General features: G+C 71.8%; 14 protein-coding genes. 8 read left to right on the top strand and 6 right to left on the bottom strand.

The annotated features are described in order from the left end of the window. Window positions 1-38 precede the first annotated feature (38 nt). Window positions 39-1,157 (top strand): phosphoserine transaminase, encoded by a 1,119-nt coding sequence (gene serC, locus ACF09E_RS21870; protein ID WP_392206614.1) that lies wholly within the window; start codon window positions 39-41, stop codon window positions 1,155-1,157. A gap of 156 nt (window positions 1,158-1,313) precedes the next feature. Here serC and ACF09E_RS21865 read toward each other — a convergent pair whose 3' ends face one another. After that, window positions 1,314-2,306: a WD40 repeat domain-containing protein gene (locus ACF09E_RS21865; RefSeq protein WP_392206613.1), complete on the bottom strand. Its 993-nt coding sequence runs from the start codon at window positions 2,304-2,306 to the stop codon at window positions 1,314-1,316. Window positions 2,307-2,430: 124 nt separating this feature from the next. Between ACF09E_RS21865 and ACF09E_RS21860 the strand changes: the two genes are divergently transcribed. Both ACF09E_RS21860 and ACF09E_RS21855 read left to right on the top strand, forming a co-directional pair. Beyond that, a complete protein-coding gene (locus tag ACF09E_RS21860) occupies window positions 2,431-3,279 on the top strand; it encodes an alpha/beta fold hydrolase (RefSeq protein WP_392206612.1) in 849 nt (282 codons plus the stop codon). 67 nt (window positions 3,280-3,346) lie between these two features. Continuing rightward, the gene (locus ACF09E_RS21855; protein ID WP_392206611.1) at window positions 3,347-4,027 is read left to right on the top strand and encodes a GDSL-type esterase/lipase family protein; all 681 of its coding nucleotides are present in this window, start codon (window positions 3,347-3,349) and stop codon (window positions 4,025-4,027) included. A 141-nt stretch (window positions 4,028-4,168) separates the two neighbouring features. Here ACF09E_RS21855 and ACF09E_RS21850 read toward each other — a convergent pair whose 3' ends face one another. Next, window positions 4,169-5,158, bottom strand: coding sequence for an aldo/keto reductase (locus tag ACF09E_RS21850; RefSeq protein ID WP_392206610.1), 990 nt, complete (start codon window positions 5,156-5,158; stop codon window positions 4,169-4,171). Window positions 5,159-5,322: 164 nt separating this feature from the next. Further along, window positions 5,323-5,907, bottom strand: coding sequence for an RNA 2',3'-cyclic phosphodiesterase (gene thpR, locus ACF09E_RS21845; RefSeq protein ID WP_392206609.1), 585 nt, complete (start codon window positions 5,905-5,907; stop codon window positions 5,323-5,325). Between the two features lie 33 nt (window positions 5,908-5,940). Here thpR and ACF09E_RS21840 point away from each other — a divergent pair, with 33 nt between their 5' ends. Continuing rightward, window positions 5,941-6,447, top strand: coding sequence for a GNAT family N-acetyltransferase (locus ACF09E_RS21840; RefSeq protein WP_392206608.1), 507 nt, complete (start codon window positions 5,941-5,943; stop codon window positions 6,445-6,447). 103 nt (window positions 6,448-6,550) lie between these two features. Here ACF09E_RS21840 and ACF09E_RS21835 read toward each other — a convergent pair whose 3' ends face one another. Beyond that, window positions 6,551-7,888, bottom strand: coding sequence for an MFS transporter (locus ACF09E_RS21835; protein WP_388792473.1), 1,338 nt, complete (start codon window positions 7,886-7,888; stop codon window positions 6,551-6,553). A gap of 45 nt (window positions 7,889-7,933) precedes the next feature. Then, window positions 7,934-8,395: a MarR family transcriptional regulator gene (locus tag ACF09E_RS21830; RefSeq protein WP_361852844.1), complete on the bottom strand. Its 462-nt coding sequence runs from the start codon at window positions 8,393-8,395 to the stop codon at window positions 7,934-7,936. 259 nt (window positions 8,396-8,654) lie between these two features. Between ACF09E_RS21830 and ACF09E_RS21825 the strand changes: the two genes are divergently transcribed. Further along, a complete protein-coding gene (locus tag ACF09E_RS21825) occupies window positions 8,655-8,909 on the top strand; it encodes a hypothetical protein (protein ID WP_392206607.1) in 255 nt (84 codons plus the stop codon). Here the strand turns inward: ACF09E_RS21825 and ACF09E_RS21820 are convergent. Then, window positions 8,879-10,330 (bottom strand): NCS2 family permease, encoded by a 1,452-nt coding sequence (locus ACF09E_RS21820; protein ID WP_361852838.1) that lies wholly within the window; start codon window positions 10,328-10,330, stop codon window positions 8,879-8,881. The two genes, ACF09E_RS21825 and ACF09E_RS21820, sit on opposite strands and share 31 nt — an antisense overlap. A gap of 148 nt (window positions 10,331-10,478) precedes the next feature. Here ACF09E_RS21820 and ACF09E_RS21815 point away from each other — a divergent pair, with 148 nt between their 5' ends. The 3 genes from ACF09E_RS21815 (at window position 10,479) to ACF09E_RS21805 (ending at window position 13,828) form a co-directional block, all read left to right on the top strand. After that, complete coding sequence (locus ACF09E_RS21815) at window positions 10,479-10,769, top strand: DUF2530 domain-containing protein (RefSeq protein WP_392206606.1); 291 nt, start codon at window positions 10,479-10,481, stop codon at window positions 10,767-10,769. Between the two features lie 173 nt (window positions 10,770-10,942). Then, entirely contained in the window at window positions 10,943-13,351 is a 2,409-nt protein-coding gene (locus ACF09E_RS21810; protein WP_392206605.1) for an HAD-IC family P-type ATPase, read from the top strand. A gap of 150 nt (window positions 13,352-13,501) precedes the next feature. Continuing rightward, window positions 13,502-13,828 (top strand): SCO4225 family membrane protein, encoded by a 327-nt coding sequence (locus tag ACF09E_RS21805; RefSeq protein ID WP_392206604.1) that lies wholly within the window; start codon window positions 13,502-13,504, stop codon window positions 13,826-13,828. Window position 13,829 lies beyond the last annotated feature (1 nt).

The raw sequence follows: 13,829 nt of genomic DNA, 5'->3' as shown, positions 1-13,829 counted from the left end.
GGCGACCGGGCCCTTCCCGACCCGATACTCTCCGCCTCGTGGCTGATATCCAGATTCCCGCTGACATCAAGCCCGCCGACGGCCGTTTCGGCGCGGGCCCCTCCAAGGTGCGTACGGAGGCGCTGGACGCCCTGGCCGCCACCGGCACCTCTCTCCTCGGTACGTCCCACCGCCAGGCTCCGGTGAAGAACCTGGTCGGCGAGGTACGTTCCGGCATCCGTGACCTCTTCTCGCTCCCCGAGGGTTACGAGGTGATCCTGGGCAACGGCGGCTCCACCGCCTTCTGGGACGTCGCGACCCACGGGCTCATCGAGCAGAAGTCGCAGCACCTCACCTTCGGCGAGTTCTCCTCCAAGTTCGCGAAGGCCTCCAAGCTGGCCCCGTGGCTGGCGGAGCCGACCGTGATCTCCTCCGACCCGGGCACCCACCCGGAGCCGGTGGCCGAGGCGGGCGTGGACGTCTACGCGTACACGCACAACGAGACCTCCACCGGTGTCGCCGCTCCGCTGAAGCGGGTCGCGGGCGCCGACGAGGGCGCGCTGGTCCTGGTCGACGCGACCTCCGGCGCGGGCGGCCTCCCGGTCGACATCACCGAGACGGACGTCTACTACTTCGCGCCGCAGAAGTCCTTCGCCGCCGAGGGCGGCCTGTGGCTGGCCGCCTTCTCCCCGGCGGCCCTGGAGCGCGCGAAGAAGATCCACGAGTCCGGTCGGCACATCCCGGAGTTCTTCTCGCTGCCGACGGCGATCGACAACTCGCTGAAGAACCAGACGTACAACACCCCGGCGCTCTCGACCCTCTTCCTGCTGAACGAGCAGCTGAAGTGGATCAACGGCCAGGGCGGTCTGGACTGGGCCGTGGCCCGGACGAAGGAGTCCTCGGACGCGCTGTACGGCTGGGCCGAGGAGTCGAAGTACGCGACGCCGTTCGTCGCGGACGCGGCGAAGCGGTCGCAGGTCATCGGCACCATCGACTTCGCCGACGACATCGACGCGGCGGCGGTCGCGAAGGCGCTGCGGGCGAACGGCATCGTGGACACGGATCCGTACCGCAAGCTGGGCCGCAACCAGCTGCGCGTCGCGATGTTCCCGGCGATCGACCCGGCGGACGTGCGCGCCCTGACGGCCTGCATCGACTACGTCATCGAGAAGCTGTAACCCTCCCGCCCGTACGCCCGAAGGGCCCGTCACCGGATTCCGTCCGGCGACGGGCCCTTCGGCCGTCGGGGGGGGGAGCGGGTGTCGGCGGCACCTGTAGAGGCGCCGCCCGGGCGGGGGTATGCGGCGTCGGAGGAGCCGCCGCCCCGGCGGGCGTCAGCGGCGTCGGAAGAGGCGCTTCGCGCCGACGACCAGCAGTGTGGCGCCGGCGAGGACCAGGAAGCCCATGGTCGCGTTCCCGCCCTCCCCGGCGTCCTGCCCGGACGGCGGCCGGGACGTGTCGGGCGCGCCCGGGGTGTCCGCGGGCTTCCCCGAGGGACTCGCGGCGCCCTGCCGCTCCAGCCGCACCACCCGGCTCTTCTGTCCCTCGGAGCCCAGCATGAAGGCCGAGCCGTCGGGCGTGTACGTCACGGACTCCGCCTGCCCCTGGAACGGGGCGCCGATCGAGGTGCCCCCGTCGGCGAGGCGGCCGTCCTTCCACGCGTACTCGCGCGCCATGAGGTAGCCGCGCAGCACCAGCCGTTCGCCGTCCGGCGAGAAGGCCCCGTCGGTCACCCACGGCACGTCGCCGATGCGCCGGAAGGTGTTCGTCCCGGACGAGGAGAGCCGCTCGGGGCCCGCGTACAGGCCGCCGCCCTCCTCGTTCTTGCTCGCGATGTACACCCGGCCGGTCTTCGGGTGGACCATCAGCGCCTCCGCGTTGCGCGCCCCGTCGGCGTACTTCACGACGTACTGCTTCGCCGTCACCGTGCGGTCCCCGAGGACCTTCGGCTCGGGGAAGCGGTAGATCCAGACGTGGTCCCAGGAGCCGTCGAGGTTGTCGCCGATGTCGCCGACGTAGATGTCGCCGTCCGGACCGACCGCGATGGCCTCCATGTCGCGCGGGGTGCCGACGCCCCGCATCGTCAGGGTCGCGACCGTCTTCCCCGTGCGGGAGTCGATGCCGTAGATCAGCGGCGCGTCCTGGTCGTTGTGCGTCCAGTAGATCCCCGGGTGGGCCCGGCTGGCGGCGAGGCCGCTGGACTCGGTGACGCGGGAGTCCTCGATGGTGAAGTCCCGGTCCGGCTCCGGCCCTTCGGCACGGGCATGCCCGGCCGGCAGCAGTACCAGGGCCGTGGCCGCGCCGAGGGCGCACAGAGCAGATCGCATGCCCCCAGCCTGCCACGACACGGCGGCCCGCCGCGGGGAAGATCGTCCGACCGGCCGCCGGCTTCCCACGACGCGCTGCGAAACCCTGTTGACCTGCCCTTCGGCCGCTGCCAGGGTCGCGCCCATGCCGACTCCCCAGACCTTCACCGCGCCTGACGGCACCGCCCTCGCCTACCACGAGTCCGGAACGGGCGACCCGCTGCTCTGCCTCCCCGGCGGTCCGCTCCAGGACTCCGCCTATCTCGGCGACCTCGGCCGGCTGACCGGCCGGCGGCGGCTGATCCGGCTCGACCTGCGGGGCACCGGTGCGTCGGCCGCGCCGGCCGACCCCGCCTCGTACCGCTGCGACCGGCTCGTCGACGACGTGGAGGCGCTGCGTGCGCACCTCGGGCTCGACGCCGTCGACCTCCTCGGCCACTCGGCGGGGGCGAACCTGGCCGCCCTGTACACGGCCCGGCACCCCGGACGCGTCGGCCGGCTCGTGCTCGTCACCCCGGGCACGGCGGCCGTCGGGCTCGACACGGCACCCGAGGAACGGCTCGCGGCGGCGCGGCTGCGGGAGGGCGAGCCGTGGTTCGGTCCGGCGTACGCGGCGCTCCTCGAGGTCACGGCGGGGCGTGGCACCGGCGAGACCTTCCAGGCCGTGGCGCCGTTCTTCCACGGGACCTGGGACGCGGCGGCGCGGGCGCGGCACGCCGCCGGGGAGGGGCAGCGGAACCGCGAGGGCGCGGGCGTCTTCGCGAGCGAGGGGGCCTTCGACCCGGCGGCCACCCGCGCGGTGTTCGCGGAGTTCCCGCGGCCGGTGCTCGTGGTGGCGGGGGAAGGGGACGTGAACACCCCGGTGCCGACGGCGGCCGCGTACGCGGGCCTGTTCCCGAAGTCGTCCCTCGTCGTCCTGGACGGGGCCGGGCACTTCCCGTGGCACGACGACGCGGAGCGGTTCGCGGCGGAGGTCGGCGGCTTCCTGGCGTAGCCGGTCGCCGCGGCCCGTGTCCCGGATCACGTCGCAGGTCCGGGACGCCGTCCGCGATGATATGACCATGCGTTTTCTGTTCGTCGGCGACAGCATGACCATCGGACGCGCCGGCGACTGGACCTGGCGGTACCGCATGTGGCGGCACCTGGAGTCCACCCTGCCCGGCGGGTACGAGATCGTCGGCCCCCGCACCTCGCTGTACGACCCGGTCGCCGACGCCCCGGCCTCCGAGGCGTACGCCGACCCCGCCTTCCCCGCCGCCGCCCGGCGCCATCTCGCCGGCTGGGGCGAGGGCTGGCTGCACATGGCACCCGTGATCGGCGACACGGTGGCGGAGACCGGCGCCGACGTCCTGCTGGTCTCGCTGGGCCTGATCGACCTCGGCTTCTACACCGACAGCGGGCAGACCGAGGAGAACGTCCGGGCCTTCGTCGCGGCGGCCCGCGCCGCGAACCCGCGTGTCCGGGCCGTCCTGCTGCCGGTCATCCCGAACGTGCGCGCCGGGTACGACGCCCCCTTCGCCCTGGAGTGCGCGCGCTTCAACGAGCTGCTCGCGAAGGCGGTCGCCGACCTGGACACGGCCGCCTCCCCGCTTCTGCTGGCCCCGGTGACGGAGTCGTACGCGCTCGACGGGGACACCTACGACGGCACCCACCCGGGCCCCTCGGGCGAGCACAAGCTGGCGGCGGCCTTCGCCGACGCGATGCACCAGGCCTGGGGCCTGGGCGGCCCGTACACGGGGTAGCGGGCGGGTTCAGGCGGCGCCGGGTCCACCCCGGCGGCACAGGGTCCACCCGGGCGGCACGGGTCCTCCCGGGCAGCGCGGGTGGGCCCCGGCGGCGCGGAGGTGCGCCGCCGGGGGCCCCGTGGGTCCGGGATCACTCCGTCACCAGGCGAAGGCCTCCGGGGACGGGCCCGGGCCCGGGAAGATCTCGTCGAGGCCCGCCAGGAGCTCCTCGCTCAGCTCCAGCTCCAGGGCGCGGAGCGCGCCGGCCAACTGCTCGGGCGTGCGCGGGCCGACGATCGGGCCGGTCACGCCGGGCCGCGTGAGCAGCCACGCCAGGGCCGTCTCGCCCGGCTCCAGGCCGTGCTTGTCGAGCAGGTCCTCGTAGGCCTGCAGCTGCGCGCGGGACGCCGGGTCGGCGAGGGTGGCCGCCGCGCGGCCCTCCGTGCGCCGCTTGCCCTCGGACTCCTTCTTCAGGACGCCGCCGAGCAGCCCGCCGTGCAGCGGCGACCAGGGGATGACCCCGAGGCCGTACTCCTGCGCGGCCGGGACGACCTCCATCTCCGCGCGCCGCTCGAAGAGGTTGTAGAGGCACTGCTCGCTGACCAGGCCGACCGAGCCGCGCCGGGCGGCGGTCTCGTTGGCCTGGGCGATCTTGTAGCCGGGGAAGTTGGAGGAGCCGGCGTAGAGGATCTTGCCCTGCTGGATGAGGACGTCGACCGCCTGCCAGATCTCCTCGAAGGGGGTCGCGCGGTCGATGTGGTGGAACTGGTAGAGGTCGATGTAGTCCGTGCCGAGGCGCTTGAGGCTGCCCTCGACCGCGCGGCGGATGTTCACCGCCGAGAGCTTGTCGTGGTTGGGCCAGGCCTCGCCGTCGGCGCCCATGTTCCCGTAGACCTTCGTGGCGAGGACCGTGCGGTCGCGGCGGCCGTCGCCCTTCGCGAACCAGGAACCGACGATCTCCTCGGTCCTGCCCTTGTTCTCACCCCAGCCGTACACGTTGGCGGTGTCGAAGAAGTTGAGCCCCGCGTCCAGCGCCGAGTCCATGATGGCGTGGCTGGTGGCTTCGTCCGTCTGGGGTCCGAAGTTCATCGTCCCGAGGACGAGTCGGCTGACCTTGAGTCCGGTGCGTCCGAGCTGCGTGTACTCCATGAACGACAAGCCAACTGCTTGGAGTGCGCTCGAAGCAAGGGGGTTCCCACGGGGTGGGGAGGGGCCTACTGGCCGACCACCGATGCCACCGCGATGATCGCGAACATCAGTACGAGAACGCCGGCCATGATGCGGTTACGGGTCTTAGGGTCCACCCTTCGAGGTTAACCCGGCCGCCCCGCCGACCCCGCAAGGGGCCAGCCGTCGACCCTCTCGTACCGCGGCTGCTCGCCCCGCACCCCGCTCACCGGGAGGTTCGACCGCACCAGGACCAGCTCGCCCACCTCCCAGCGGGTGCCCTCGAAGGTGCCGAGCTCGGCGAGGAAGGGGTGCAGGTCCACCTCGTCCCGGCGCGCCCGGGCCAGCGTCAGGTGCGCCTGGTAGCGGCGGTGCTCCTCCATGGGGACCCCGGCCCGGCGCGCGGCGGCGTCGGCCCGCTCGGCGAGCAGCCGCAGCTCGTCCAGGTCCCCGGCGACCCCGGCCCACAGGGCCCGCCGCCCGAAGTGCCCGCCGCCGTGGAGCCGGAGCGCGAAGGGAGGGGTGCGGTGGGCGGCGCGGGCGAGCCGGACGCGCAGCTCGGGCAGCAGCTCCTCGTCGACCTCGCCCATGAAGGCGAGCGTGAGGTGCCAGCCGGGCCGCGAGGTCCAGCGCAGGCCGTCCGCGCCGGGCAGCCGGTGCAGGCGGTCGACGACGGGTCCGAGCTCGTCCTGCCGTCCGGGCGGCGGCAGGACCGCGGCGAAGAGCCTCATGGGCCGAGTGTGGCAGCCGTTAGCCTCTCCGGCATGAAGATCTCCATCAGGAAGGGCGGGGCGGAGGACCTCCCCGCGATACTCGGCGTCCTCGACAGCGCCGTGGTCTGGCTCAACGGCAAGGGAGTCACCGCGCAGTGGGGCACCGAGCCGTTCTCGGCACGGCCCAAGGCGGTGCGACAGGTCGAGGACACGATGAGCGAGGGCGACCCGTGGATCGCCGAGATCGACGGCGTACCGGCGGGGACGATGACGCTGACCCCGCACCCGGGCAAGCACGTGCCCCGGGTGGACGAGCCCGAGGTGTACGTACGGCTGCTCGCGACCGACGCGCGGTTCCACGGGCACGGGGTGGGGGCGGCGCTGCTCGCGCACGCGGTGGAGGAGACCCGGCGGCAGGGGGTGTCCCTGCTGCGGGTGGACTGCTTCGCGGGCAGCGAGGGACGGCTGATCGCGTACTACGAGGGCCAGGGCTTCACCTCGACGGACACGTTCCTGGTCGGCGACTGGGCGGGCCAGATCCTGGAGCGCCGGGTCTGAGGACCCGCCGCTCCGGGGCGGCGCGGGCCGTACTGCGACGACGGGTCGCGCGAGGGGCGGGGACCGGGGGTGTGGTGCCCCCCGTCCCCGCCCCTCGGGACGGTCAGGCCGCCGTCGCCAGTCGTTCGCGGGCCACGAAGCGGACCTGCGGGTGCCCGTGGCGCCAGCCGAAGGCCATCTTCAGGTCGCCGACCTTCGCCAGGATCAGGCCGATGACGACCGCCGCCGCCAGCGAGATCACACCGCCGGTCGCGAAGCCGACGCGGGCTCCGTACGTGTCGGTGACCCAGCCGAGGAGCGGCGCGCCGATCGGCGTGCCCCCGGCGAAGACCATCATGTAGAGGCTCATCACCCGGCCCCGCATCGCGGGGTCCGTCGCGAGCTGGACGGCCGAGTTCGCGGTGATGTTGACCGTGAGGCCGATCATGCCGATCGGGACGAGCAGCAGCGCGAACAGCCAGAACGCCGGCGACAGCGCCGCGGCGATCTCCAGGGCGCCGAAGACCGCCGCCGCGATCACCAGCATCCGCAGCCGGGTCGAACCGCGGCGGGCCGCCGCGAGGGCGCCCACGAGCGAGCCGGCCGCCATGAGGGTGTTGAGGAGGCCGTACGCGCCCGCGCCGACGTGGAAGACCTCGCCGGAGAAGGCGGTGAGCCAGATCGGGAAGTTGAACCCGAAGGTGCCGACGAAGCCGACGAGGACGATCGGCCAGATCAGGTCCGGACGCCCGGCCACGTACCGCAGGCCCTCTCTCAGCTGGCCCTTGCCGCGCGGGGCGCGCTCCACCTTGTGGAGCTCGCCCGGCCGCATGAGCAGCAGGCTGGTGAGGGGGGCGAGGAAGAACAGTCCGTTGAGGAGGAACGCCCAGCCGCTGCCGACGCCGGCGATGAGGACACCGGCGACGGCGGGGCCGACGAGCCGCGCGGACTGGAAGTTCGCCGAGTTGAGGGAGACGGCGTTGCGGAGGCGGTCGGGGCCGACCATCTCGGAGACGAAGGACTGCCGGGCCGGGTTGTCGACGACGGTCACCATGCCGAGGAGGAAGGCGATGAGGTAGACGTGCCAGACCTGGATGTGGCCGGAGAGGGTGAGGACGGCGAGGGCGATGCCGCAGAGGCCGAGGGCCGCCTGGCTGACGAGCAGGAGGCGCCGCTTCGGGTAGCGGTCGGCGATGACTCCGCCGTAGAGGCCGAAGAGCAGCATCGGCAGGAACTGCAGGGCCGTGGTGATGCCGACGGCGGCGGCCGAGCCGGTGAGGCTCAGGACCAGCCAGTCCTGGGTGATGCGGGCCATCCACGTACCGGTGTTGGAGACGATGGCGCCGGTGAAGAACAGCCGGTAGTTGCGGATCCTGAGCGAGGAGAAGGTTTCCCCCCGCCCGCGGGTGTCGAGGGTGGGTTTGTGGACGGGTGCGGAGTCTGCTCCGGGTCCCGTACTCAAAGTGCGTCGCCTCCTTGGCGCGTCGGATGGGGGATGCCGGGGGAGCTACCCCCGGGGAGAGGGGCTGAGGTGGGCGAGCTTCTCCAGGACCGGGGCGGCCGCGCGCAGCTTGGCCCACTCGTCCTCGTCCAGGCCCTCGGCGAGGGAGGCCAGCCAGGCGTTCCGCTTGCGGCGGGACTCTTCGAGCATGGCTTCGGCCTGCTCGGTCTGGCTGACCACCTTCTGCCGGCGGTCGTCGGGGTGCGGCTCCAGCCGGACCAGTCCCTTGGCCTCCAGCAGCGCGACGATACGGGTCATCGACGGCGGCTGGACGTGCTCCTTGCGGGCCAGCTCGCCGGGTGTGGCGGAGCCGCAGAGCGACAGGGTGCCGAGCACCGACATCTCGGTGGGGCTCAGCGACTCGTCGACGCGCTGGTGCTTGAGGCGTCGGCCCAGTCGCATGACGGAGGAGCGGAGCGCGTTCACGGCCGCGGCGTCGTCGGCTGTGCCGTGGGACAGGTCAGGCATGTTTGTTAGCCTAACTCATTACTCTGCCTAAATACCAACGGGAACGGGCTGACGTCACACGGATCACACGCGCACTCCCCCACCCGCGCGACCCACCCGTCGCGCGGGTACGTCCGCGCCACTTGGCCCCCCGCCACTGCGCCCGCGCGTGAACCGCATGAGCACAGATCACGCTTCCGCATCCATGTATCACCCAAACGAGTGAGTCGGATCCAGAAAGTGACGCAAAGGAGCCCCGACTGCCCCGACCCTGAACCGCATGGGATCGACAGTGCTCAGCCTGCGCATCGACGGTGAGCTGCTCGACCGGCTCAGGAGTCACGCCGCGAAAAGAGGAATGAGCGTCCAGGACTATGTCGTCCGGACGCTCATTCGCGAGGATTTCGACGAGCGGTTCAAGACCGCCGTCGACGAGACGGAGAGGTTCTACGGGGAAGGGGACGGGGAACCGGCGGCCGGATCGGCCGCCGACACCCCCCGCGATCACGTGAGGCCGAGCGCCGGCATCGCGTAGTAGAAGACGAAGACCGCCGACACGACGTACATGGCCACCGGGACCTCCCGGCCCCGGCCCGCCGCGAGCCGCAGCACGCTGAACGCGATGAAGCCGATGCCGATGCCGTTCGTGATCGAGTACGTGAACGGCATCATCACCATGGCCAGGAACGCCGGCACCGCGATGGTGTAGTCGCTCCAGTCGATGTCCTTGATGGACCCGGCCAGGATCAGGAAGCCGACCGCGAGCAGCGCGGGCGTGGCCGCCTGGGACGGGACCATCGTGGCCAGCGGCGTGAGGAACAGCGCCACCGAGAACAGACCGCCGGTGACGACCGAGGCGAGGCCGGTACGGGCACCCTCGCCGACGCCCGCCGTGGACTCCACGAAGCAGGTGGTGGCCGACGAGGAGGTCGCACCGCCGGAGGCGACGGCCAGGCCGTCCACCAGCAGGACCTTGTTGATGCCGGGGAAGTTGCCGTCCTTGTCGATCAGCTTGGCCTCGTCGCCGACGCCGAGGATCGTGCCCATGGCGTCGAAGAAGCAGGACAGCAGGACGGTGAAGACGAACAGCACGCCGGTCAGGTAGCCGACCTTGTCGAAGCCGCCGAAGAGGCTGACCTCGCCGACCAGGCCGAAGTCGGGCGAGGCGACCGGGTTGCCGGGCCACTCCGGGGTGGTGAGGCCCCAGGACGGGACGGTCGCGACCGCGTTGATCACCATCGCCACGATCGTCATGACGACGATCGAGATGAGGATCGCGCCCGGCACCTTGCGGATGATCAGCGCGAGGGTGAGGAGCGTGCCCAGGATGAAGACGAGCACCGGCCAGCCGGTGAGGTGGCCGTCGCCGCCGAGCTGGAGCGGGACGGTGGTGTGCGCGGCGTCGGGGATGCGGGAGACGAAGCCCGAGTCGACGAGGCCGATCAGCATGATGAAGAGGCCGATGCCGATCGCGATGCCCTTGCGCAGGCCGACCGGGACCGCGTTCATCACGCGCTCGCGCAGACCGGTCGCGACGAGCAGCATCACGACGATGCCCGCGAGGACGACCATGCCCATGGCGTCCGGCCAGGACATCCTCGGCGCGAGCTGGAGCGCCACGACCGTGTTGACGCCGAGGCCGGCGGCGAGGGCGATCGGGACGTTGCCGATGACGCCCATGAGGAGCGTCGAGAAGGCCGCGGTCAGGACGGTGGCCGTGACGAGCTGGCCGCCGTCGAGCTGGTGGCCGTACATGTCCTTCGCGCTGCCGAGGATGATCGGGTTCAGCACGATGATGTAGGCCATCGCGAAGAAGGTGGCGAAGCCGCCGCGGACCTCGCGGGCGACGGTCGAGCCGCGCTCGGAGATCTTGAAGTAGCGGTCGAGGCCCGAGGTCGGCTCCTGGGGAGCGGAGGGCTCGGGGGGCATGGCCTTGGCGGTGGCCGTGGTGCTCATGGGGTGGGTTCCTCTTCGGGAGATGTCCGTTTGGCGGTTCATACGAAGGAAACCCGCCAGAGGCAAACCGTTTCAGTATGAACACATGAACGAGCGAGCGTCTATCTCCGCGCGTAGATACGATTTCCCGCCACCTAGACTGACCTCCATGGCGAAGTGGACACCTAAGCACGAGGCACCCGAGCCCCTCGAAGGGCCGGTCGTCGCCACGATCACCGGCGGAACGATCCTGTGGTTCGTCCTCTTCCTCGTCCAGGTCCCGTTCTACGGCTGGTTCGACGACCGGGATCTGACCTGGTGGGTGTGGACCTGCCTCGCCGGCGCCGGACTCGGCCTGATCGGCATCTGGTACGTGCGCAAGCGTGACGCCGCGATCAAGCGGCACGCGGCGGCCCACGCGGCGGAGGCGGGCCCCGAGGGGGCCCGGGGAGCAGAGTAGGCCCAGGGAGCCGAGTCGGCCCCGGGAGCCGAGCAGCCGGGGAGCCGAGTAGGCCCAGGGGCCCGGGTCGCGCCCGCCGGCATGGCACCGGGGGACGATTCCCCTCCTCCCCCGGTCTGATCTTCGCCCTTCTCGGCAGGTGAACGGTCGATTCCGGTCGTACCGTCGAAAACATGACTCAGCGGGCGAAGATCGACACCGACGGCGGCGAGGCCGAGGCGGTGGGGCCGCCCGTTGTCCACCGCCCCGCCGGACTCACCTCCGCCGAGGTCGCCGAGCGCGTCGCCCGCGGCGAGGTCAACGACGTCCCCGTCCGCAGCTCCCGCTCGGCCACGGACATCGTCCGCGCCAACGTCTTCACCCGCTTCAACGCGATCATCGGCGTGCTCTGGGTGATCATGCTCTTCGTCGCGCCGATCCAGGACAGCCTCTTCGGCTTCGTGATCGTCGCCAACACCGGCATCGGCATCATCCAGGAACTCCGCGCCAAGAAGACCCTCGACGGCCTCGCCGTCATCGGCGAGGCGAAACCCACCGTCCGGCGCGACGGCGTCGCCGCCGAACTCTCCACCTCCGAGATCGTCCTCGGCGACCTCATCGAGCTCGGCCCCGGCGACAAGGTCGTCGTCGACGGCGAGGTCGCCGAGGCCGACAGCCTGGAGATCGACGAGTCGCTGCTCACCGGCGAGGCCGACCCGGTGGTGAAGAAGCCCGGCGACCGGATGATGTCGGGCTCTTTCGTCGTCGCCGGCGGCGGCGCGTTCACCGCCACCAAGGTCGGCCGCGAGGCCTACGCGGCCCAGCTCGCCGAAGAGGCCTCCCGCTTCACGCTCGTCCACTCCGAACTGCGCACGGGCATCTCGACGATCCTCAAGTACGTGACCTGGATGATGGTCCCGACCGCCATCGGTCTCATCATCAGCCAGCTCGTCGTCAAGGACGACAACTTCAAGGACGCCGTCGCCCGCACCGTCGGCGGCATCGTCCCGATGATCCCCGAGGGACTGGTCCTGCTCACCTCGGTCGCCTTCGCGATCGGAGTCGTACGACTCGGACGCAAGCAGTGCCTCGTGCAGGAGCTGCCGGCGATCGAGGGCCTCGCCCGCGTGGACGTCGTCTGCCTGGACAAGACGGGCACGCTGACCGAGGGCGGCATGGACGTCACGGAGCTCCGCACCCTCGACGGCGCCGACGAGGCCTACGTACGCAAGGTCCTCGGCGCCCTCGGTGAGTCCGACCCCCGGCCGAACGCCTCCCTCCAGGCCATCATCGACGCCTACCCCGACACCGTGCAGTGGCGGTGCACCGAGGCGCTGCCGTTCTCCTCGGCACGGAAGTACAGCGGGGCCGCCTTCAGCGAGGGCGACGGCCAGGACTCGGCCTGGCTGCTGGGCGCCCCCGACGTCCTCCTGCCCGCCGGGGACCCCACGCTCACGGAGATCGACCACCTCAACGAACAGGGCCTGCGGGTCCTGCTCCTGGCCCGTACGGCGAACGGCCTCGACTCCCCCGACGTCGCGACCGGCGCCCGCCCCACCGCCCTGGTCGTCCTGGAGCAGCGGCTGCGCCCGGACGCCGCCGACACCCTCTCCTACTTCGCCGACCAGCACGTCGCCACGAAGGTCATCTCCGGCGACAACGCGGTCTCCGTGGGCGCGGTGGCCGGGAAGCTCGACATGCCGGGCGCGGCGCACACGGTGGACGCCCGCACGCTCCCGGAGGACCGGGAGGAGATGGCGAAGGTCCTCGACGAGAACGCGGTCTTCGGCCGGGTCACGCCCCAGCAGAAGCGGGACATGGTGGCGGCGCTCCAGTCCCGCGGTCACACGGTCGCGATGACCGGCGACGGCGTGAACGACGTCCTGGCGCTCAAGGACGCGGACATCGGGGTGTCGATGGGCTCGGGCTCGGAGGCGACACGGGCCGTGGCCCAGATCGTCCTGCTGAACAACAGCTTCGCGACCCTCCCGTCGGTGGTGGCGGAGGGCCGCCGGGTCATCGGCAACATCACGCGCGTGGCGACCCTCTTCCTGACGAAGACGGTCTACTCGGTCCTCCTGGCGGTCCTGGTGGTCTGCTCGCAGGTGGAGTACCCCTTCCTCCCCCGCCACCTGACCCTGCTGTCGACCCTGACGATCGGCGTCCCGGCCTTCTTCCTGGCGCTCGCCCCCAACAAGGAGCGGGCCCGGCCAAACTTCGTCCGCCGGGTGATGCGGTACGCGATCCCGAGCGGGGTGATCGCGGGGGCGGCCACGTTCACGACGTACCTCCTGGCGCGCCACCACTACAGCGGCGAGGGCGCCCTGGAGGCCGAGACCAGCGCGGCGACGCTGACCCTGTTCCTGGTCTCGATGTGGGTCCTGGCGATCATCGCCCGCCCGTACACGTGGTGGCGCCTCACCCTGGTCGCCACGATGGGCGGCGCGTTCCTCCTGGTCCTCGTCGTCCCCTGGCTCCAGGACTTCTTCGCCCTGAAGCTGGTGGGCACCACACTGCCGTGGGCAGCGGTGGCGATCGCGGCGACGGGCGGCCTGCTCCTGGAGATCGCCTGGCGCTGGGTGGACCGGAGGTTCCCGGCGTAGGCCGTCCGGCGGATCGGCGGCCCAGGGCCGGGACGTACACGCGCTCACCCCGGTTTGAGTAGCCCTACTCAGGTGGACAGCGGGCGGTGCGCCGCACGATGGGACCCGCGCCGACACGGCACGACCGCACCGTGCAGGAGGAACCCACCCATGCGAGACAGCCGCCCCCACGCCGTCGCCCGGCTCACGTTCGCCAACCCCCTCTCCCTGGGCTACCTGGCGTTCGTGGCGTCGCTCCCCCTGCTGGTCAGCCCGTGGACCGAGGGCCGGGCCTTCGCGGACCTCTGGTACGCCCTGGCCACCGCGCCCAGCAGCCCGGTCCTGCTTCTCCCCGATCTGCTGACCGGCCTCTCGGGCTGGGCGACCGCGTACCACTACACGGCGCTGGCCCTCTCCGCGCTGATCAACGCCTTCCTCCTCGGCCTCGCCCACCGGGCCCTCCGGAGGAGCCCGGCACGGCGGGGCCTCACCGCGTGAC

The organism is Streptomyces sp. NPDC014891, from assembly GCF_043081085.1.
Taxonomy (GTDB): Bacteria; Actinomycetota; Actinomycetes; order Streptomycetales; family Streptomycetaceae; genus Streptomyces.
This window is presented reverse-complemented; position numbering and strand designations above follow the sequence as displayed.

Bases quoted from the DNA above. Each gene is read 5' to 3' on its own strand.
- ACF09E_RS21850 (WP_392206610.1), bottom strand. From the start codon at position 5,158: ATGGAGTACACGCAGCTCGGACGCACCGGACTCAAGGTCAGCCGACTC.
- ACF09E_RS21810 (WP_392206605.1), top strand. From the start codon at position 10,943: ATGACTCAGCGGGCGAAGATCGACACCGACGGCGGCGAGGCCGAGGCG.
- ACF09E_RS21840 (WP_392206608.1), top strand. From the start codon at position 5,941: ATGAAGATCTCCATCAGGAAGGGCGGGGCGGAGGACCTCCCCGCGATA.
- ACF09E_RS21805 (WP_392206604.1), top strand. From the start codon at position 13,502: ATGCGAGACAGCCGCCCCCACGCCGTCGCCCGGCTCACGTTCGCCAAC.
- ACF09E_RS21820 (WP_361852838.1), bottom strand. From the start codon at position 10,330: ATGAGCACCACGGCCACCGCCAAGGCCATGCCCCCCGAGCCCTCCGCT.
- ACF09E_RS21865 (WP_392206613.1), bottom strand. From the start codon at position 2,306: ATGCGATCTGCTCTGTGCGCCCTCGGCGCGGCCACGGCCCTGGTACTG.
- ACF09E_RS21855 (WP_392206611.1), top strand. From the start codon at position 3,347: ATGCGTTTTCTGTTCGTCGGCGACAGCATGACCATCGGACGCGCCGGC.
- ACF09E_RS21815 (WP_392206606.1), top strand. From the start codon at position 10,479: ATGGCGAAGTGGACACCTAAGCACGAGGCACCCGAGCCCCTCGAAGGG.
- thpR (WP_392206609.1), bottom strand. From the start codon at position 5,907: ATGAGGCTCTTCGCCGCGGTCCTGCCGCCGCCCGGACGGCAGGACGAG.
- ACF09E_RS21825 (WP_392206607.1), top strand. From the start codon at position 8,655: ATGGGATCGACAGTGCTCAGCCTGCGCATCGACGGTGAGCTGCTCGAC.
- ACF09E_RS21830 (WP_361852844.1), bottom strand. From the start codon at position 8,395: ATGCCTGACCTGTCCCACGGCACAGCCGACGACGCCGCGGCCGTGAAC.
- ACF09E_RS21860 (WP_392206612.1), top strand. From the start codon at position 2,431: ATGCCGACTCCCCAGACCTTCACCGCGCCTGACGGCACCGCCCTCGCC.